Source organism: Agromyces sp. GXS1127 (assembly GCF_050565425.1).
GTDB lineage: Bacteria > Actinomycetota > Actinomycetes > Actinomycetales > Microbacteriaceae > Agromyces.
Map to the genome: position 1 here is coordinate 161,990 of NZ_JBOCIG010000003.1, position 19,045 is coordinate 181,034.

17 protein-coding genes and 1 pseudogene are annotated in these 19,045 nt (G+C 71.0%); 8 read left to right on the top strand and 10 right to left on the bottom strand.

Annotation, left to right across the window (positions count from 1 at the left end):
• Window positions 1-46: 46 nt before the first annotated feature.
• Together ACQ393_RS06250 and wecB are read left to right on the top strand one after the other, a co-directional pair.
• Window positions 47-1,198 carry a glycosyltransferase gene (locus ACQ393_RS06250; protein WP_430645965.1) on the top strand — a complete coding sequence of 384 codons (1,152 nt, stop codon included), beginning with the start codon at window positions 47-49 and terminating at the stop codon, window positions 1,196-1,198.
• Window positions 1,199-1,241: 43 nt separating this feature from the next.
• Complete coding sequence (gene wecB, locus ACQ393_RS06255) at window positions 1,242-2,303, top strand: non-hydrolyzing UDP-N-acetylglucosamine 2-epimerase (protein WP_430645966.1); 1,062 nt, start codon at window positions 1,242-1,244, stop codon at window positions 2,301-2,303.
• Here wecB and ACQ393_RS06260 read toward each other — a convergent pair.
• Genes ACQ393_RS06260 through ACQ393_RS06280 form a run of 5 tightly spaced genes read right to left on the bottom strand, consistent with a single transcriptional unit; the run spans window position 2,291 to window position 7,645 of the window.
• Window positions 2,291-3,466 (bottom strand): glycosyltransferase family 4 protein, encoded by a 1,176-nt coding sequence (locus tag ACQ393_RS06260; RefSeq protein ID WP_430645967.1) that lies wholly within the window; start codon window positions 3,464-3,466, stop codon window positions 2,291-2,293. The genes wecB and ACQ393_RS06260 overlap by 13 nt on opposite strands.
• Window positions 3,467-3,477: 11 nt before the next feature.
• Window positions 3,478-4,473, bottom strand: a complete 996-nt coding sequence (locus ACQ393_RS06265) for a Gfo/Idh/MocA family protein (RefSeq protein WP_430645968.1) — start codon at window positions 4,471-4,473, stop codon at window positions 3,478-3,480.
• Window positions 4,473-5,564, bottom strand: coding sequence for a DegT/DnrJ/EryC1/StrS family aminotransferase (locus tag ACQ393_RS06270; RefSeq protein WP_430645969.1), 1,092 nt, complete (start codon window positions 5,562-5,564; stop codon window positions 4,473-4,475). Before ACQ393_RS06270 ends, ACQ393_RS06265 begins: the two co-directional genes overlap by 1 nt.
• Window positions 5,561-6,151 carry an acyltransferase gene (locus tag ACQ393_RS06275; protein WP_430645970.1) on the bottom strand — a complete coding sequence of 197 codons (591 nt, stop codon included), beginning with the start codon at window positions 6,149-6,151 and terminating at the stop codon, window positions 5,561-5,563. The genes ACQ393_RS06270 and ACQ393_RS06275 overlap by 4 nt, the downstream gene beginning before the upstream one ends.
• Window positions 6,152-6,163: 12 nt before the next feature.
• On the bottom strand, window positions 6,164-7,645 hold the full coding sequence (locus ACQ393_RS06280; protein ID WP_430645971.1) for a lipopolysaccharide biosynthesis protein: 1,482 nt from the start codon (window positions 7,643-7,645) through the stop codon (window positions 6,164-6,166).
• A gap of 71 nt (window positions 7,646-7,716) precedes the next feature.
• Here ACQ393_RS06280 and ACQ393_RS06285 point away from each other — a divergent pair, with 71 nt between their 5' ends.
• The 5 genes from ACQ393_RS06285 to ACQ393_RS06305 all read left to right on the top strand — a co-directional run bounded on the left by ACQ393_RS06285 (window position 7,717) and on the right by ACQ393_RS06305 (window position 12,731).
• Window positions 7,717-8,382 (top strand): glycosyltransferase family 2 protein, encoded by a 666-nt coding sequence (locus ACQ393_RS06285; protein ID WP_430645972.1) that lies wholly within the window; start codon window positions 7,717-7,719, stop codon window positions 8,380-8,382.
• A gap of 10 nt (window positions 8,383-8,392) precedes the next feature.
• Window positions 8,393-8,767, top strand: coding sequence for a DUF2304 domain-containing protein (locus tag ACQ393_RS06290; RefSeq protein ID WP_430645973.1), 375 nt, complete (start codon window positions 8,393-8,395; stop codon window positions 8,765-8,767).
• Between the two features lie 88 nt (window positions 8,768-8,855).
• Window positions 8,856-10,859 carry a cell wall-binding repeat-containing protein gene (locus ACQ393_RS06295; RefSeq protein ID WP_430645974.1) on the top strand — a complete coding sequence of 668 codons (2,004 nt, stop codon included), beginning with the start codon at window positions 8,856-8,858 and terminating at the stop codon, window positions 10,857-10,859.
• Between the two features lie 106 nt (window positions 10,860-10,965).
• Window positions 10,966-12,528 carry a methyltransferase domain-containing protein gene (locus ACQ393_RS06300; protein ID WP_430645975.1) on the top strand — a complete coding sequence of 521 codons (1,563 nt, stop codon included), beginning with the start codon at window positions 10,966-10,968 and terminating at the stop codon, window positions 12,526-12,528.
• Window positions 12,528-12,731 (top strand): hypothetical protein, encoded by a 204-nt coding sequence (locus ACQ393_RS06305; RefSeq protein ID WP_430645976.1) that lies wholly within the window; start codon window positions 12,528-12,530, stop codon window positions 12,729-12,731. Before ACQ393_RS06300 ends, ACQ393_RS06305 begins: the two co-directional genes overlap by 1 nt.
• Before the next feature lie 47 nt (window positions 12,732-12,778).
• Here ACQ393_RS06305 and ACQ393_RS06310 read toward each other — a convergent pair whose 3' ends face one another.
• The 5 genes from ACQ393_RS06310 to ACQ393_RS06330 are packed head-to-tail and all read right to left on the bottom strand — an operon-like array spanning window position 12,779 to window position 18,423.
• Entirely contained in the window at window positions 12,779-14,152 is a 1,374-nt protein-coding gene (locus tag ACQ393_RS06310) for an SDR family NAD(P)-dependent oxidoreductase (protein ID WP_430645977.1), read from the bottom strand.
• The gene (locus ACQ393_RS06315; RefSeq protein ID WP_430645978.1) at window positions 14,152-14,898 is read right to left on the bottom strand and encodes an ABC transporter ATP-binding protein; all 747 of its coding nucleotides are present in this window, start codon (window positions 14,896-14,898) and stop codon (window positions 14,152-14,154) included. The genes ACQ393_RS06310 and ACQ393_RS06315 overlap by 1 nt, the downstream gene beginning before the upstream one ends.
• Complete coding sequence (locus ACQ393_RS06320; RefSeq protein WP_430645979.1) at window positions 14,882-15,754, bottom strand: ABC transporter permease; 873 nt, start codon at window positions 15,752-15,754, stop codon at window positions 14,882-14,884. Before ACQ393_RS06320 ends, ACQ393_RS06315 begins: the two co-directional genes overlap by 17 nt.
• 57 nt (window positions 15,755-15,811) lie before the next feature.
• Window positions 15,812-17,068 carry an O-antigen ligase family protein gene (locus tag ACQ393_RS06325; RefSeq protein WP_430645980.1) on the bottom strand — a complete coding sequence of 419 codons (1,257 nt, stop codon included), beginning with the start codon at window positions 17,066-17,068 and terminating at the stop codon, window positions 15,812-15,814.
• Window positions 17,065-18,423 (bottom strand): O-antigen ligase family protein, encoded by a 1,359-nt coding sequence (locus tag ACQ393_RS06330; RefSeq protein WP_430645981.1) that lies wholly within the window; start codon window positions 18,421-18,423, stop codon window positions 17,065-17,067. Before ACQ393_RS06330 ends, ACQ393_RS06325 begins: the two co-directional genes overlap by 4 nt.
• Before the next feature lie 92 nt (window positions 18,424-18,515).
• Between ACQ393_RS06330 and ACQ393_RS06335 the strand changes: the two are divergent.
• Window positions 18,516-19,045 (top strand): annotated as a pseudogene (locus ACQ393_RS06335) (UDP-glucose 6-dehydrogenase); the annotation flags it as partial.

Genomic DNA, 19,045 nt, shown 5'->3' on the forward strand with positions numbered 1-19,045 from the left:
GCCCCTGAACGCGGGCCGAACCGGCCCGCGGCATACGATTGGAGGCATGCCCGGACGCCCCCGCATCCTCTCCATCTCCTTCTCGCACTTCCCCAGCGATGCGCGCGTGCTGCGCCAGCTGGCCATCCTGCGGGAGTTCGGCGACGTGACGACGGTCGGCTACGGCGACGGGCCCGACGGCGTCGTCGAGCACCTGTCCATCCCCGCCCACCTCCCATCGCTTCCTCAGACGCCGACCGGCGTCGCGGCCCTCGCACTGCACCGATTCCGCGCCGTCGAGCTCGCCGCCCCGGCCGTTCGTGCGGCACTGGAGCTCATCGGCGAACGACGCTTCGACGTCATCGTCGCGAACGAGGCGCGCGCCCTCCCGTTGGCGCATGCCGTCCGTCGCGGTGCGCGGATCTGGGGCGACATGCACGAGTGGGCACCCGAGGAGCGGACCCATGTCCTCAGCTGGCGCCTGCTGGTCGCCCCCTACATGCGCTGGGTCTGTGCTGGGTATCTGCCCGGCACCGATGCGGTCACGACCGTGAACCGGTCCATCGCGGACCTCTACGAGACGCAGTTCGGCATCGCCTGCGAGGTGGTGCGCAACGCGATCCCGAGGCAGCCCCTGCAGCCGAGTCCGCCCGAACCCGGGCGCATCCGCCTCGTCCACAGCGGCGGCGCCGTCCCCGGGCGCAACATCGAAGCACTCATCGACGCGACCCTCATGCTCGACGATCGGTTCACCCTCGACCTGTACCTCGTCCAGGCGAAGCAGGATGGAGGGTACTTCGACGACCTGGGGCGGCGCGCCTCGGGCGCGGATCGGGTGACGATCCATCCTGCCGTGACGCCCGCTGAGCTTCCCGGGGTGCTCAACCGGTACGATCTGGGCGTCTACGCGCTGCCGCAGGCCACGGTGAACCATCGGCTGATGCTGCCGAACAAGTTCTTCGACTTCGTGCAGGCGAGACTCGGCCTGGTCTTCGGACCGGCGGTCGAGACCGACGCGTTGATCGATCGGTACGGGCTCGGGGTCGTCACGGCAGGCTACTCGGCCGCCGATATCGCCGACGCGCTCCGGCCACTCGACGGCGACGCCGTCCGCGACTTCAAGGCCGCATCCGATCGCGCATCGGCCGAGTTGAGCTCGGAAGCCGACGAGTCGACGGAACGGGCGATCCTCGCCAGGCTCGTCGCCTCCGCCGCCTGACCGCGGTCACCTCGCGGTCCACCCGACCGAGTACAGTCGTACGGTGCGAATCCTGAGTGTCGTGGGCGCGCGCCCGCAGTTCGTCAAGCTGGCCCCGATCGCCCACGCGATGGCGGGGCGTGCCGAGCACGTGATCGTGCACACCGGGCAGCACTACGACGAGGCCATGTCCGACGTGTTCTTCCGTGATCTCGGCATCCCCGAGCCCGACGTCAACCTCGAGGTCGGCTCCGGTCGGCACGGTGCGCAGACCGCCGCGATGCTGGCCGGGCTGGAGCCGGTGTTCGAGGAGTACGCGCCCGACTGGGTGCTCGTCTACGGAGACACCAACTCGACGCTCGCGGCCGCCGTCGCGGCCGTGAAGATGCACCTGCCGCTCGCGCATCTGGAGGCGGGCCTGCGATCGTTCAACCGCCGCATGCCCGAGGAGCACAACCGCGTCCTCACCGACCATGCGGCCGACCTCCTGCTCGCGCCGAGCGAGGTCGCGATGCGGCATCTCGCGCACGAGGGCCTCGCGGAGCGCAGCGTCATGGTCGGCGACGTGATGACCGACGTCCTGTTCGCCACGAGGGACGCCGTCGCCGGGGAGCCGCTCCCGCTCGACGGGGTCGAGCCGGGCGCCTTCTACCTCAGCACGATCCACCGCCCCGACAACACGGACGACCCGACCAGGCTGACGGCGATCCTCGACTCCCTCGCCTCCCTCGACCGCCCGGTCGTGCTCCTCGCGCACCCGCGGCTGCGTGCGCTGGCCGAGCAGCACGGGCTCTCGCTCGACCGCGGGGCGCTGCACGCGATCCCTCCGCTGGCCTACCCGCAGCTCGTCGCGGCCGCCGCGGCGAGCGCCGGCGTCGTGACGGACTCCGGCGGCCTGCAGAAGGAGGCGTTCCTGCTCCGGGTGCCCTGCACGACCATCCGTCCCGAGACCGAGTGGGTCGAGACGGTCGAGCTCGGCTGGAACCGGCTGGTCGACCCGGAGACCCAGGACCTCGCGGCCGCCGTCGTGCGACCGCTCCCGGCGGCGACGGATGCCACGCCCTACGGCGACGGACATGCGGCGCGGCGCGTGGTCGACGCGCTCGTCGGGGTTCAGGCGGACTGAGCGCGACGGCGGCCGGTCGCCGTGTCGAGCACGGCCGCGGCGGCGATCCGTCCGGTCCGAGCCAGTGACGCGTTCCGTTCGACCCAGTCCGCCCGCGCTGCGCGGCGCACCGTCCGTTCGTCGGCGCCGTCGGCCGCGATCGCCGCTCGCATGGCCTCGGCCACGGCGTCGGCGTCGTACCCGGGTGCCCACCCGAGCGCGGCGTCGTCGATGAGGCGCGACCCCGCACCGTCGATCGCGCCGGCGAAGACGATCGGCGCGCCGCACGCCGCGGCGGCGTAGATCTTCGTGGGCTTGGCGAAGTCGTACCCGAGGCCGGGGACGATGCTCGCGAGCGCCGCGGTCGAGGTCCGGAGGCGTTCGGCGGCGACCGCCGGCGGGACCACTCCGTGGAACGAGACGGCGTCCTGCGGGAGGCGGGCGGCCCGGGTCCGCAGGTTCGCCTCGTCGGAGCCCTGGCCGTAGAAGTGGAGCGTCGCATCCGGGTGATCCCGGCGGACCAGCTCGAGCGCGTCGATGAAGATCGAGGCGCCCTGCCACTCGGACATGGTCCCGGTGTACACGAAGGTCGGCGACGACGGCCGGCGCTCGTCGCCGACCTGGAACACGTCGGTGTCGACGCCGTTCGGCGCGACCGTGATGCGCTCGCGCGCGGCGCCGAGGTCGGCCACGCGATCGGCGACCTCGGGGGAGACCGCGACGACGCGCGCGGCCCGGCGGAGGACCCAGGCCTCCACGGCTCGGAGCACTCGGGCGACGACGCCGGAGGCGCCGGTGGCCGCCACCGCATCGGACCACACATCGGCGGCGTAGTACACGAACGGGCGGCGACGCAGCAGCGAGCAGACGGCGACGACGGCGCCCGTCGTCGGCGGCGGCTCGGCCACGACGACGTCGCCGGGGGTGACGAGCAGGCGGAAGAACAGCGGCACGTCGAAGCTCAGGTACTGAACGTAGCCCCGGACGTTGCCCCCCGGGTCGCGCAGCACGGGCGCACGGCGGACGTCGATCGGTCCGTCGTCGGCAGGGCCGGACGGCGGCGTGGTGGTGATGACGCGCACGCTCGCGCCGGCGTCGTCGAGCCCGCGGGCCAGCGCGCGGAGCCGGAAGGCGGCGGCGCCGACCTCGGGTGGGAACAGGCGCGTGGCGATGACCGCGCGCACGCGCGCGCCCGTCATGCGGGCGGGAGCGCGCGGGACTCGCCGGTGCGGGCGGAGTCCACGACCGCCTCCGCCACGCGCAGGGTCGTGAGCCCCTCGCGCATGGTCACGGTGTTCGCGGCGCGCCCCAGGATGGCGTCGCGGAACGCCTCGTGCTCGGAGCGGAGCGGTTCGCGCTTGGTCAGGGCGAAGCGGGTCATCGACCCCTCGGAGACCCCTCGGAACGCGGCGACGGACTCCCATTCGGTCGCCTGCGTGCCGTTCTCGAAGAAGCTGAGGTCGGCGCTCACGGTGTCGGCGACGAACGCACCGCGCTCGCCCGTGACAACGGTCACCCGCTCCTTCATCGGAGAGAGCCAGTTGACGAGGTGGTTCGTGATGGTCCCGTTCGCGAGCTGGCCCGTCGCCGAGACCATGTCCTCGTGCGGCCGACCGGATCGCGTGGTCGTCCGCGCGGCGATGGACGTGTACGGCGACTGTGCGAGCCACGCGGTGAGGTCGATGTCGTGCGTGCCGAGGTCCTTGACCACGCCGACGTCGGCGATGCGGGCCGGGAACGGCCCCTGACGCCGTGTGGCGATCTGGTAGAGCTCGCCCAGCTCGCCGTCGGCGAGTCGCCGGCGAAGGTCCTGGAGCGCCGGGTTGTACCGCTCGATGTGTCCGACGGCACCGACCAGCCCGTTGCGTTCGAACGCCGCCGCGACACGCTCGCCGGCCCGGCTGTCGCTGGCGATCGGCTTCTCGACGAGCGTGTGCACGCCGGCGTCGGCGAGTTCGAGCGCGACCGCCTCGTGGTACCCCGTGGGCACCGCCACGACCGCCGCATCGATCCGCTGGTCGATGAGTGCGGCAACGGACTCGAGCACCGGCAGGCCGCCGGCGACGCCGTGCGGGTCCCCCTGCGCGTCGGCGACCGCGACGAGCTGCACGCCTTCGATCTCCCGGCTGACCCGGACGTGATGACGCCCCATCATGCCGAGTCCGACGACGCCGATGCGGAGGTCCGCCATCACGCACCCGCCTTCGCGAGCGCGTTCACGGCCTCGACGATGCGCTCGAGGTCGCCCTCGGACAGCGAGGGGTGGACGGGCAGCGAGAGCACCTCGCGCGAGGCGCGCTCGGTCTCCGGCAGGTCGAGGTCGAAACCGAACGACGGGAGCCGGTGGTTGGGGATCGGGTAGTAGACGCCTGAGCCGACCTGGTACTGCTCGCGCAGCGCGGCGGCGAAGCCGTCGCGGTCCTCCGGCACGCGGATCGTGTACTGGTGGTAGACGTGCTCGGCGCCGTCGGCGACGGGCGGGGTGGTGACCCCCTCGAGGTTCGCGTCGAGGAACGCCGCGTTCTGCCGGCGACGCTCGGTCCAGCCCCACACCTTGGTGAGCTGCACGCGCCCGATCGCGGCGTGGATGTTCGTCATCCGGGCGTTGAAGCCGACGACCTCGTTCTCGTACTGCTTCTCCATGCCCTGGTTGCGCAGCAATCGCAGGAGGCGCTCGACGTCGGCCTCGCCGGTCGACACCATGCCGCCCTCGCCGCTCGTCATGTTCTTGGTGGGGTAGAGGCTGAACATCGCGAACCGGCCGAACGTGCCGACGCGGCGCCCGTCCAGCGCGGCACCGTGGGCCTGCGCGGCATCCTCGAACAACGCGAGCCCGCGCTCGGCGGCCAGGGACTCGAAGGCGGTCATGTCCGCGGGGTGGCCGTAGAGGTGGACGGGCATGATGCCGACCGTGCGCTCGGTGATGCGGGACGCGACATCCGCGGGGTCGAGGCAGAAGTGGTCGGGCTCGATGTCGGCGAAGACCGGCGTGGCACCCGTCAGGGCGACCGAGTTCGCCGTCGCGGCGAACGTGAAGGAGGGCACGATCACCTCGTCGCCGGGGCCGACGCCCGAGGCGAGCAGCCCGAGGTGCTGGCCCGCCGTCCCCGAGTTCACGGCGACGACGGCGCGTCCGTCGAGGAGCACATCGCCGAACTCCTGCTCGAAGGAGGCGACCTCGGCCCCCTGCGCGAGCATGCCGGATGCGAGCACCGCATCGACCGCGGCGCGCTCCTCGGAGCCGACGATGGGCTTCGCCGGCGGGATGAATTCGTTCGTCATGCGTCCAGTTCCCTCAGGGTCTCGCCGTGCTGTTCGAATCGTCGTCCGGTCGCCGGGCAGGTCCACGCGCCGTCCTCCTCCACGAGGGGCACGCCGGCCGGGCCGACCCAGCCGACCCGCCGTGCGGGCACCCCGACGACGAGTGCGTAGTCGGGCACGTCCTTGGTGACGACGGCGCCGGCCGCGACGGTCGCCCAGCGACCGACTCGCACGGGTGCGATGCACACCGCGCGTGCGCCGATCGAGGCGCCGTCCTCGACGGTGACGCCGACGGGCTCCCAGTCCGAGGCGCTCTTCAGGGTGCCGTCGGGGTTGATCGCGCGCGGGTAGGCGTCGTTCGTGAACACGACCGCCGGCCCCACGAACACCCCGTCGCCGAGCCTCGCGGGCTCGTACACGAGCGCGCCGTTCTGCACCTTGCAGTGGTCGCCCATCACGACGCCCGTGCCGATGTAGGCCCCGCGACCGATGATGCAGCCTGCGCCGATCCTGGCGTCCTCCCGCACCTGCGCGAGGTGCCAGACCTTCGTGCCTTCTCCGACGGATGCCGCGGGCGACACGTCTGCTCCGGGCGCGACAAACACCACTCCGGGTTCCTTTCAGGGTGACTCCGCTCCCGCAGACCCGCGGGGACGCCGGAGCGAATCTACCATGCGGACCTCGGGCATCATCAGGAGCACCCAGAGCCCGAGGAATCCGGCTGCGGCGACGACCGACCACCACCATCCGGGCTCCGCCGTGCCGAGCCAGACCACGAGTGCCGTGGCCGCCAGCGCGCCGACGGTCGCGCGCGCCGCCGTCCAGCCCCATCGCATCCGCTCCGTCGTCCAGACCCACGCGATCGGGCCGAGGCCGATGACCACCGCCCCGACGAGGTACCCGACGGCGACGCCGAGCACGCCGAGGCCGGGCACCAGCAGCCACGTCGCGACTAAGCCGAGGAGCATGCCGACCGCGCTCAGGAGGGCCGGGATCCGCACGCCGCGCCGCGTGCCGGCGCTCAGGGCGTTGACCGCGGCGACGTTGACCGTGACGAGGAAGGTCGCGGCCAGCAGCACCACGAGCGGTGCGCGGGCGTCGGCGTACCTGGCGCCGAAGAACAGCAGCACGATCGGCTCGGAGGCGACGGCGATCGTGCCGAGGATCGCACCCATGACGGCGACGAGCCCGCGGCTCACGAGGTCGGTCTGGCGGCGCACCGACGCGTGGTCCGCCCGCCCGGTCGCCTGGGCCATCGTCGGGAACAGCACGAGCGAGAGGGAGCGTGCGACCATCGAGGCGGGGGTCGCGAGCGTCAGCGCGGCGGCGTAGGCGCCGCCCTCGTCGGGCGTGCCGACGGAACCCGCGACCACCATGCTCAGCTGGAGCAGGCCCGTGCTCGCCAGCGTCCCGAGCGTCGACCACGCCGTGAACCCGAGCATCTCGCGACGCAGGTCGGCGGGCAGCGGGTCGCGAGCCCGCGGGTGACGCCTGGGTATGCCGGCGAGCGCGTAGAGGGCGTAGCCGATCGTGAGCGGCAGCAGCAGGAGCGCACTGGCGTCGAGGACGATGACGACGAGGAGCAGCACGATCGCGGTCGATGCGGCGATCGCGTCCCAGAGCGTGGCACGCCCGACCTGGTGCACGGCGAAGTGCAGGCCCCGCACATAGCTGTACATCGCCCATGCGACGACGAGCGCTGCCACGAGCGCGGCCTGCAGGCCGTCGCCCGGCGCGAGCGACCACCAGGAGAACGCGGCGGCGCCGAGCGCGAGCGGCACGGCCGCCGCGAGCGAGATGATCGCGAGGTGGCGGGCGATCCCGTGCACCGCGGCCTCGTCTCCGGCACCGCGGGCGCGGGCGACGAACTTCGTCGCCGCGGCGGCCGTACCCGTGGGCCAGAGCAGGCTCGTGAACAGCGCGAGCGAGATGGCGCTGTTCGTGGCCGCGAGCAGCGCGGGCGTGAGCAGCCGGCCGATGAGGACGCTGTAGACGAAGCGCACGAGGCCCTGGATCGCCACCCCGACGATCGAGAGTCCGCCGCGTCCGGCGAAGCCGCGCTCCTCTGGCCGGTCGAGGTCGAAGCGGATCCGGACGCTCATCGGTCCGTCGCGGGGTGCGCGTGCATGGCACCACGCTAACCGTTCGATGCGGGTGTGTCAGACTCGTAGTCATGCCTCGCACCTGGGTGGTCATCCCCATGTTCAACGAGGGCAGCGTCGTCGAGTCCGTGATCCGAGAGGTGCGGAAGACCTTCCCCCATGTCGTCTGCGTGGATGACGGGAGCCGGGACGACTCCGCAGCCCGAGCCGAATCCGCCGGCGCCGTCGTCGTGCGCCACCCCATCAACCTCGGTCAGGGAGCCAGCCTCCAGACGGGCTTCTCGTACGCGCTCCGCGATCCCGAGACCACCGACGTCGTGACCTTCGACGCCGACGGCCAGCACCAGGTCGCCGATGCGCTGGGCATGGTCGAGCGCCTGCGTGAGGGCGACTACGACATCGTGGTCGGCTCGCGGTTCCTCGACGGCCGGACGAAGGTCGGGGCGATGAAGCGGCTCGTCCTGAAGACCGCGGCCTGGTGGACTCGCGTCACGACGGGCATGGCGCTGACGGATGCGCACAACGGCCTGCGCGTGATCGACCGGCGGCTGCTGGAACGCATCCGCATCAGGCAGAACCGGATGGCGCATGCCTCCGAGCTCGTCGACCAGATCGGGGAGCTCGACGCGAAGTGGACCGAGTATCCCACCCACATCGTCTACACCGACTACTCGAAGTCGAAGGGGCAATCACTGCTCAACTCGGTGAACATCCTCGTCGACCTGCTCTTCAAGTGAGGACCGCCTCGTGCTGATCGTCTTCCAGATCCTCGCCGTGATCGCCGTGATCCTCGCGATCGCCTTCATGCTCCGCCCCGGCGGTGCACGGCACCAGGCCATCCGGCGCATCATCTTCCTCGCCTTCATCCTGATCGTCGCGTCGTCGGTCTTCTTCCCGCAGTTCTGGACGGCGCTGGCGAACCTCGTCGGGATCGGCCGCGGCGCCGACCTGATCACGTACCTCCTGGTCCTGACGTTCCTCGGGTACGTGGCCACCACGCATCGTCGGTTCCGATCGATCGAGAACGACGTGACCGAGCTGGCACGGCAGATCGCCCTCGACCGGGCCCCTGCCCCCGGCGGAACCGCCGAGCGGGCCGAGCCCTCGACGCGCCGGGACTGACCTGTCGCCCGAATCGGCCCCGCGTTAGGGTGTGTGGAGTCGTCGGGCCTGCCGTTCGGGCTCGACGCTGGGGGAGTCGAGGTGAGTGATGCTGGCGCGACGATGGGTGGCGAGCGTGGTCGCGGGCGTGGTCATCGCGATGACCGCGACGACGGCCGTGCACGCGGAGGACACGGTCGCGGGGTCGCCGCGCGGACCTGAGACCCCGATCGACGTCCCGGCCTGGCGGGACGCGCCCGGCGAGGGCGCCGGCCGCACCGTCTCGGAGCTCTCCGAGGAGCAGCGCCAGTACGAGGCGCACCTCCGCCTCCAGGCCGCCGAGGCCGGTGTGAGCGACCCGGCGACCGGCGCACGGGAGCGCGGACTCCAGGAATTCGACGAGACGGTCGACCCCGACGAGGAGGTCGCCGAGGTCGCCGTCGGCGGTGCCGACGACGCCTTCGATGCCGGTACCCCGTCCGTCGGGGAGACCTCCGGGGTCGCTGCTGCGACCGCCGCGACCGGGTTCACGGCGGGCAACCTCATCATCGACGCGAACTTCTACAACGGCTCGGCGATGAGCGAATCCCAGATCCAGTCGTTCCTGCAGGCCCGGGTCGGCACGTGCAAGAACTCGTACTGCCTCGCGAACTACAAGGTCGACACCCCGACGCGGACCTGGAGCTGGGGCACCTGCTCGACGTACACCGGCGGGAAGGCCGAGTCGGCTGCGCGGATCATCTACAAGGTCCAGCGCGCGTGCAACATCAGCGCGCGCGTCATCCTCGTGACGCTCGAGAAGGAGCAATCGCTCATCTCCGACCCGGACCCCGGGCTCGGTCAGATGCAGAAGGCGATGGGCTACGGATGCCCGGACACCTCCGCATGCGACACCACCTACTACGGGTTCTTCAACCAGGTCTACGCGGCCGGTCGTCAGTTGACGTGGTACGGCAACCCGGAGGGCTCGTTCACCTGGATCAAGGTCGGCTCCGCCAACCGGATCCTCTACCACCCCGATGCCGCGCGCTGCGGGGGGTCCGACGTCGTCATCCAGAACCGCGCCACCGCGGCGCTGTACTACTACACGCCCTACCAGCCGAACGCCGAGGCCCTCGCGAACCTCTACGACACGGGAGACACGTGCTCCTCGTACGGCAACCGGAACTTCTGGCGCATCCACCGCGACTGGTTCGGCGATCCGCGGCAGAGGCTCGACATCCCGTGGACCCGGTACGCGGGGTCGGATCGCTACGGCACCGCGGTCGCCGTCTCCAAGGCGACGTATCCGAACGCGGGCGTGCCGGTCGCCTACGTGGCGTCCGGTCTCGACTACCCGGACGCGCTGTCGGCGGCGCCGGCCGCCGCGGCGCAGGGCGGCCCGCTGCTGCTGACCGGACGGACGTCGCTGCCGTCGACGACCGCGTCCGAGCTCGCCCGGTTGAAGCCCGCGAAGATCGTCCTCGTCGGAGGGACGGGCGTCGTGAGCAGCACCGTGCAGAGCGGGCTCGCCAAGATCGCCCCCACCGTGCGCATCAGCGGTGCGAACCGGTACGAGACCTCCCGGCGGATCGCGGACTACGCGTTCGGCACGGTCACGACGGCCTATCTCGCCACCGGCACCGGCTACGCCGACGCCCTCTCGGCCGGTGCGGCCGCAGGCAAGGTGAAGGGGCCGATCGTGCTGGTCCACGGCACGGCCCGGAGTGCCGACACCGCGACCCGCAACCTGCTCTCCGCGCTCGGGGTCGACGAGGTGCGCATCGCCGGCGGAACGGCGGTCGTCTCGTCCGGGATCGAGAGCTCGCTGAAGGCCTCGTTCACCGTGAAGCGCTACGCCGGCTCGGATCGCTACGCGACGAGCGCGTCGGTCGTCCGCGGCGCCTACGGGTCGGGCGGACCCGCCTACCTCGCCACCGGCGCCGCCTACCCGGACGCGCTCGCCGGGGCCGCCGCCGCGGGCAAGGTCGGCGCGCCCCTGCTGCTCAGCCGGCCGACCTGCGTCCCGTCGAGCATCTCCTCCGTCGTCCTCGACAAGGGCATCTCGCAGCTGCGCCTGCTCGGCGGGAGCGCGGTCCTCTCCGACCGCGTGGCCCGCCTGACGCGCTGCTGAGCCCGGACCCGCACCGCTGTGGTCGGCGCCCCGGCCTCCGCGCGCCGGCCCGCTGCGGTGCGGATATGATGCTGGGACTGCCCGCCCCCGCCCACCCGGGAGTCTCATGCCCAACCCGCGGTCCGACCTGCCCGAATCCGCGCCGTCGATCGCCTCCGTGGGCGCCCGCGGCTTCGAGGTCGACCTCGCCGGAGGGTCGGAGCGCATCGATACGCTGATCGCCGGTCGGCGCGTCTGGTCGGTCACCGCCTCGCCGGAGTCCGCTCGCGTCGAGTGGCCGCCGACGCTCGCCGCGCATGTCCGCGGGCCCGCAGACGTGGAGCTGCGCGGAGCGGACAGCAGCGTGCTGTGGGCGGGCCGGATCGAGTTCGCGCCGGGCACCCATGGCGACGGCCGCTTCGTGGACGCGAGGGGTCGCGAGCTCGTCGTGAACAAGTGGGGTCGTCCGGCACGGGCGGTCGAGGGCGACGACGCGTTCGCCGACCGGCTGATGACGAGCCTCGACGCCGTGATCGCCGTCCTCGAGGAGCTCGGGATGCAGCCCTTCATCACGGGAGGCACGCTCCTCGGAGCCATCCGATCGGGCGACTTCCTCCCGCATGACGACGACGCCGACGTCGGGTACGTGTCGAAGGCCGACGGGCGGGTCGACGTCGTGCTCGAGAGCCTCGAACTGGAGCGCGCGCTCGCCGCGGCGGGCTTCGACGTCCGACCGCACAGTCGATCGCACCTCCAGGTGCTGTTCTCGGATGCCGAGGGCCGCGTGGACCACTACGTCGACCTCTTCCCGGGATTCACGATCGGCGACCGGTACTGCCAGCCCATCGCGGTCCGCACGCCGGCGCGCGGGCTCGCCATCCTGCCGCGCACGACCGTCCCGTTGGCGGGGGCCGACATGCCCTCGGTCGCCGACCCCGAGACCTGGCTGGCGCGGACCTACGGACCGGCCTGGCGCACCCCCGACCCGTCGTTCCGGTTCGAGACGCCCCCGTCCACGCGCCGTCGGTTCGAGAACTGGTTCGGCGTCTACAACACGAACCGCGAATTCTGGGAGGACCTCCACGCGGACCCCGATGCCGAGGAGGCGGTCGACGCGCGACTCCTCGAGCTCCTCCGCGACCGCTGGTCCTCCGCCACGGGCGTCATCGACCTCGGAAGCGGCACCGGCGCCCTCGCGACCGCACTCGCCGGTCCCCGGCTCGACGTCGTCGCCGTCGACTTCAGCCGTCCCGGCCTCACGCGCGCGAATGAGACGGCGGATGCCGCGGGCGTCCGTGTCCGCACGGTCGAGTGCAACCTCGCCGACGGCCGGGCGCTCCTCGGGGCCGCCGCTCCGCTCCTTCGTCAGCGACGGGACTGGCACGTCGTGCTGGGTCACGTGCTGGAGGGGCTCGTGCCGGAGACCCGCGCACAGGTGCTGCGCGTCGTCCGCCACCTCATCGACGGCGGGGGCGAGGCCGTCGCCACGATCGGGACCGAGCTTCCACCCGACTACCGTCACGAGGACCCGCGCACCTGGCACCTGCCGGTCGGCCTCCTGCAGCGCGAAGCCGCGGACGCCGGCCTGCGGATCGAGACCCTGTCGACGGGGTCCTGGCACTCCCTCGGCGCCCGACGGCGCGAGGCCACGGTCGTGATGACCGCAGAACAGAGAGGAAGGAACCGGTGATGGCACAGCTTCGTCGGCCGTTCAGGCGGGTCGCACGCGGGATCGGCTACATCCTCAACCTGCCGCGGCACGTCCAGCGACTCGAGCGCGAGGTCTCGACGCTCCGAGGCGAGATCGACGAGCTCCGCGGCGACGGTCGGCGGGTCGCCGAGCTCTACGACTTCGTGCTCGAGGAGGTGCGGCCCCCGGAGGGCCGCGGTTGAGATCCTCGGTCGTTCGATCGCACCGGCAGCCCCCCGCGCAGCGTCGCTCAGGAATTCACGCGGACATCCACGATCTGACCGGTGATCTCGGCCTCCAGCACCCTGAGGCTGACCGCGGCGACGTCGTCGGGATCCAGCAGCGTGTCAGGGGATTCGTCGCCGAACGCCCTGGTCCGCATCGGCGTCCGCGTGCGCTGCGGATTGATGCAGTTCACCCGGACGCCGTCGCTCGCCCATTCGTCCGCGAGCGCCTGCGTCAGGTTGACGACGCCGGCCTTCGTCGCCGAATAGAGGCTGTACCCCGCGCGACCTCGCGTGTACGAGCTCGACGTGAAGAACAGGAGCTGGCCGCGGGATGCCAGCAAGTGGGGGAACGCCTCCTGGGCGACCGTCGCGGGCGCCAGCAGGTTCACCTCGAGGGTGTCGCGCAGCGACTGCTCGGTCGTGTCCGCGAGGGGAGCGATCGTGAGGACGCCAGCGGTGACGACGACGTGGTCGATGCCGCCGGCGGATGCCGCGAGCTCCAGCGCACCGCGGACGGAGTCCCGATCGGTCACGTCGGTGCCCGTCGTGGAACGACTGAAGGCGAACACCCGTGCACCGGCGCGCTCCGCGAGATCGGCGATGCTGGCCCCGATCCCGGAGCTGCCGCCGAGGACGACGATCGTCCGGTCTGAGAGATCGAGCGAGGCGTCGCCGCCCAGCTGTGCGAGTCCGGCGGTCTGGAGCTGGAAGATCTTGTCCGCGATGTGGAGGTCGAGCGGCTCCGTGATCTTCATGTTCTCCGCCGAGCCCTGGACCACGCGGATCGCCACCTCGGGGAGGTAGGTGAAGACGACACCGCAGTCGTCGGTCGCGGCGAACGACGGGTCGTCGGCCGCGGCGTCGTACGCGCGCCGGATCGTCCCAAGCCGGAACGCCTGCGGGGTCTGACCACGACGGAGCCGGGACCGCACCGGGATCGCGGTGATCACGTCGTCGTCGACCTGGATGATCGTGTCGGCCGAGGGGATGGCGGTATCGACGGCGTCGTAGTCGTCGAGTGCGCGGACGCACTCCTCGATGATGCGGTCGTCGATGAACGGGCGGACGGCGTCGTGGAAGAGCACGCGTGTCGCTGGGTCCTCGGGAAGCGCGTCGAGCGCGAGGCGGGTGGTGTCGTTCCGCGTCTCGCCGCCGGGGAGCACGGCACGCAGCTTCGGGAAGCGGGGGTCGCCGACGAGGTGGCGCAGTTCGTCGATGCTCTCCGCATTCATCATCACGAGGATCTCGTCGATCAGCGGATTCCGGCTGAGCGTCTCCATCGTGTGCTCGACGATCGCCTTGCCGGCGATGCGGATGAGTTGCTTCGGAATGCCCAAGCCGACCCGGGTGCCGACGCCGCCGGCGAGCACGACGGCGATGGTCCGTTCGCCGGTCATCAGCGCGAGCTCTCCTTGAGCGCCACCACAGCCTCGTCGACGGGGCCGTCGAAGATCATCCGGCCCCGGCGGATGACGATCCCGCGACTGCAGAGCTCGGTGACCATGCCGAGATCGTGGCTCACGACGAACATCGTCTTGCCCTCGTCGACCAGCTCGCGGATCTTCGCCTTGCACTTCTCGCGGAAGGGCGCATCGCCGACCGCGAGCACCTCGTCGACGAGCAGGATGTCGAGCTCGGTGTGGATGGCGACCGAGAACGCGAGACGCACGAACATCCCGGAGGAGTAGTGCTTGACCTCGGTGTCGATGAAGTCGCCGATCTCGGAGAACTCGACGATCTCGTCGAAGCGTGCGTCGATCTCGGACTTGCTCATCCCGAGGATCGCCGCATTGAGGTACACGTTGTCCCGCCCGGACAGGTCCGGATGGAATCCGGCGCCGACCTCGATGAGTCCGGCGACCCTCCCTCGCGTCAGGATCCGACCGCGATCGGGCCGGAGCACACCGGAGATGAGCTTGAGGAGCGTCGACTTGCCCGAACCGTTGTACCCGAGCAGGGCCACCGATTCCCCTTCGGCGACGCGCACGTCGATGCCGTCGAGGGCCTGGAAGGAGCTCGTCAGCTTCTTCCGCTGGATCCACGAGATGAAGAGTTCCTTGAACGACTGCGTGTGGCGCAGCGTGAAGTGCTTCGCGACGTCCTCGATGATGATGCTGGGACGGGCTTCAGAGGTCTTGGGCAAAACGACCCTCCAGCTTGCGGAAGACGAACTGGCCGACGACGACCAGCGACGCCACGATGACGACGCCGACGGCGGCGAGGAGCCAGAGGTGCTCGGGCCGTTCCATGGCCCCGCTCGTCGTCGGGAACCAGAACGCCGAGTGGAACAGCTCGACCGCGACCGTGAGCGGGTTCGCCATGTACAGGTCGAAGAGCCACGGCGGGAGCTTCTCGCGGACGAGCGTGAACGGGTAGAGCACGGGCGAGGTCCACGTGGCGAAGAGCAGGATGATCTCGACGAGGTTCTGCGCGTCGCGGAAGGAGACGTTCAATGCGCCGAAGAGCAGGCCGAGGCCGAGCGCGAACGTGAGCACGATCACGATCGCGAGCAGAGCTCCCGCGAGCTGCACGAGGGTCGGCGCCCAGCCGACGAAGAACAGCACCGCCAGCAGGATGACCAGCTGGGGCAGGAAGTGCACGAAGGCGATGAACACGTCGGCGACGGGGAAGAGTTCCCGCGGCAGGTAGATCTTCTTGACCAGCGCCTTGTTGTTGACGATCGACCTCGTGGCATTGCCGAATGCCTCGTTGAAGAGGTTGACGACGATGATTCCGGAGAACAGGTAGACCGGGAAGTTCTCGATGCCGCGATTCAGGTTGAGGAAGACGCCCATGACGACGTAGAAGATGGCGAACTGCGCCGCCGGCTTCACGTAGGACCAGGTCCAACCGAGGATCGAACCGTGGTAGCGGGTCTGGGTTCCCTTGCGGATGAGGAGGCGGAGCAGGTACCCGTACCGGAAGACGTCCAGGATGCCGCGTCCGCTTCCCGGGGTGCTGAAGCCGGTGAGGTCGTCAGCGGGGGCGGGGGAGGTCACTCGGAAGATTGTAGTGGCAGGATCCTGACCGTCTGTCGCCATGGTCCGGTGAGGGGATCAGCGCGTCGACGCCAGCGCATCGCGCCAGCTCATGTCGCGCGCCGCCTTCACCGCGCAGACGACGAGCAGCATCCAGCCGCCCTCCAGCAGGGCGAAGCTCTCCGCGAAGCTCGTCACGGCGATCGCGACGAGCACGAGCGCGGGCCAGAGGTAGACGACGCTCCGACGGTTCGAGGCGAGCAGCCAGGATCGCACGAGCGCCACGCCGAGGAGCGACGCGAAGAGCAGCACGCCGATCACGCCCACCTGGAAGTACGCGTCGATGTACGCGCTGAGCGCCGAGCCGAGGTCCCGGCCGACGGCGCGCTCGATCCAGACGTACGGGGGGCTGTCCGGCCATCGCCCGACCCATCCCCACCCCTGCAGCGGATTCGACGCGAGGTAACGGGAGACCTCGCGCCAGACGTCGAGGCGCACGTCGAACTCGGCGCGCGCATCGAGGAGCTCGATGATCCGGATGCGCAGCAGCCAGGCGGCGACGAGGACCGCGACCGCGCCTCCGAGCAGTGCGAGCTGCACCCTCCAGCGCTGCTCGGCCGGAACGCGGCGCAGGCCGTAGAGCGCGGCGAGGGCGACGAGCGTCGTCCCCAGCGCGATCCACGTCGTCGGTGAGCCGGACAGGACGAGCACGATCGAGGCGAGTGCGATCGAGGCGACGGCCCGACCGCGGGTGACGCTCCGGGTGCGGGACTCGATGATGAACGTGATCAGCGCGATGAGCGCGACGAATCCGACCACGTTCCGCGATCCGAACAGGCCCTGGATCGGGCCGAGCGTCGCGATGTCGCCCTCGATGCCGAGGAACGCGATCGGCAGGTCGAGCAGGATCCCCGACAGCACCTCGAGTGCGAGCGAGACGGCCAGCAGCAGCCGGAAGACATCGCCGAACGCGCGGACGATCTGGATGGTGTCGCGCATGAGGGCCACGTAGACCCCGAGCACGCCGAACGCGATGAGGTAGCCGAGACCGAGGAGCGTGGCGGTCGGCCGGGTCGACCAGATGACCGAGGCGCCGCACCATCCGACGAAGACGAGGATGGTGAGCGGCAGGATGCCGTACCACTCCACCGCCCGCCATCGCGCCACGAGCGACAGCCCGGCGAGCACGATCAGGGTCGCGAGCGCCGCGAGGAGGCCCGGCCAGCCGATCACCGCGCGGACCGCGTGCGTCGAGAACGCGAGGCCGATCGACATGAGGGTCACGGCCTGCGCGAGGCGCGCCGAGTCGGCGAACTCGCGCAGCGCGTTCCTCACGGACGGGCCTCCGGAGGAGCGGCCTGCAACGGTGCACGCGGACGCGGCAGCGGCGGGAGGGCGTCCGGCGACCACTGGCGGCGCTTCGTGCCCCAGGCGATCGCGATGAGCAGGACCCATCCGCCCTCGATGAGCAACCGGCTCTCGGCGAGCGACTGCCCGATCAGCGCGACCATCGCCAGCAGGGGGACGAGGGAGATGGCGGAGTACGGCACCACGGCGCCGCGCGCGTCCCGCGGGGGATCGATCGCGAGGAACCACGACCGCCACAGTGCGCCGATCACGATCGACGCGAACGCGATGAGGCCGAGCACGCCGACCTGGAGCCAGACGTCGAGCCATGCGTTGTGCGCCTGCAGGTACTCGACGCCCTTGCGGACGGCGAGCCCGTCGTACGGCTCCGCCCAAGGGGCCCAGTAGCCCACCCACCCCCATCCCAGGAACGGACGCTCGGCGATGAGGGCGACGACCGACTCCCAGATGTCCAGTCGACCCGTCAGGTCGTCGCCCTTGCCGAACAGGGCGAGCAGTGCATTCCAGGACAGGGCGAGCAGGGCGGCCGCTGCAACGACGGTTCCGGCTGCGACGACGTACACCCGCCGTCGATGCGTCGGGCCGACCTTCCGCGCCCACACCGCGAACGCCAGGGCGACGAGCACGGCGACGGAGACCAGGATGACGGTCGCCGAGCGGGTCAGCGCGAAGACGAGGCCGGCCGTCACGATCCATCCGATCCCCGGCGCGCGACGCATGCTGCCGCTTGCGTACATGGCGGTGAACAGGATGAGCGCGAGGAGCGCCGCCATGCCGAGCAGGTTGCGGCTTGCGACGATGCCCTCGATCGGCCCGCCGTCGAACAGGAGCGCACGGGACCAGTAGAAGGCCATGGGAACCTTCTCGTCGCCGTGGTCGACGAAGTTGGGCAGCAGCGGTTCGCGTACGAACAGCGCGACCCAGAGCTCGAAGAGGAGGGACAGCCCGAGCACCCACTTCAGCGCGGACGCGAGCGCCCGCAGGAAGCCGTGCCAGCCGAGGGACAGTGCGAGGGACACCCCGGCGAACGTGGTGGCGAGGACGATCACGACGCCCAGCACGCTCGTGGCGGGATAGTTGGACCAGGCGATCGACGACGTCGCCACGAGCAGGAAGGCGATGGTCGACTTCGGGACACGACGCCAGCTGACTCGTGGACGAGCCGACGTCCAGAGCCAGACGGCGCCACCGAGCACCAGCAGGGCGATCGCGCCGAACCCCCACCAGCCGAGCAGGTTCCGCCAGAACTGACCCGCGATCAGCGTGAACAGGGCGAACGTCGCAAAGCCGCCTTCGAGGGCGCGGCGTCGTCCGATGCTCATGCGCCCAAGGCTATCGTGGCGGCCCGCACCGGCCGATGCGGCCATTCGGCCGAGATGCGCGACAATGGCGTGGGTTCACCAGAAGGAGCGATGTGAAGATCTCGGTCATCGGATGCGGGTATCTCGGCGCAGTGCATGCTGCCGCCATGGCGAAGCTCGGGCATGAGGTCGTGGGCGTCGACACCGACGCCGCCAAGATCGGCAAGCTCGCGACCGGGGAGGCGCCGTTCTTCGAACCCGGCCTGCCGGAGCTGCTCGTCGAGGGCGTGCGATCGGGGCGTCTGCGATTCACGACCGACATCTCGGAGGCCGGGGAGGCCGACGTCCACTTCGTCGCCGTCGGCACGCCGCAGCTGCCGGGATCGGACGGCGCGGACCTGCGCTTCGTGCACGGCGCGTTCGATGCACTCGCGCCCGTCGCTGCCGCCGGATCGCTCATCGTCGGCAAGAGCACGGTGCCCGTGGGCACGGCCGCCGCGCTCGTCGAGCGTCTGGCTGCCGCGGGCTCTGGCGCGCTGCTGGCCTGGAACCCGGAGTTCCTCCGGGAGGGCTATGCGGTGGCCGACACCTTGACGCCCGACCGGCTGGTCTACGGCGTCGCCGACGAGCGAGCGACCGAGCT

Bases quoted from the DNA above. Each gene is read 5' to 3' on its own strand.
- ACQ393_RS06250 (WP_430645965.1), top strand. From the start codon at position 47: ATGCCCGGACGCCCCCGCATCCTCTCCATCTCCTTCTCGCACTTCCCC.
- ACQ393_RS06265 (WP_430645968.1), bottom strand. From the start codon at position 4,473: ATGGCGGACCTCCGCATCGGCGTCGTCGGACTCGGCATGATGGGGCGT.
- ACQ393_RS06270 (WP_430645969.1), bottom strand. From the start codon at position 5,564: ATGACGAACGAATTCATCCCGCCGGCGAAGCCCATCGTCGGCTCCGAG.
- ACQ393_RS06280 (WP_430645971.1), bottom strand. From the start codon at position 7,645: ATGAGCGTCCGGATCCGCTTCGACCTCGACCGGCCAGAGGAGCGCGGC.
- ACQ393_RS06285 (WP_430645972.1), top strand. From the start codon at position 7,717: ATGCCTCGCACCTGGGTGGTCATCCCCATGTTCAACGAGGGCAGCGTC.
- ACQ393_RS06295 (WP_430645974.1), top strand. From the start codon at position 8,856: ATGCTGGCGCGACGATGGGTGGCGAGCGTGGTCGCGGGCGTGGTCATC.
- ACQ393_RS06300 (WP_430645975.1), top strand. From the start codon at position 10,966: ATGCCCAACCCGCGGTCCGACCTGCCCGAATCCGCGCCGTCGATCGCC.
- ACQ393_RS06305 (WP_430645976.1), top strand. From the start codon at position 12,528: ATGGCACAGCTTCGTCGGCCGTTCAGGCGGGTCGCACGCGGGATCGGC.
- ACQ393_RS06310 (WP_430645977.1), bottom strand. From the start codon at position 14,152: ATGACCGGCGAACGGACCATCGCCGTCGTGCTCGCCGGCGGCGTCGGC.
- ACQ393_RS06330 (WP_430645981.1), bottom strand. From the start codon at position 18,423: ATGAGCATCGGACGACGCCGCGCCCTCGAAGGCGGCTTTGCGACGTTC.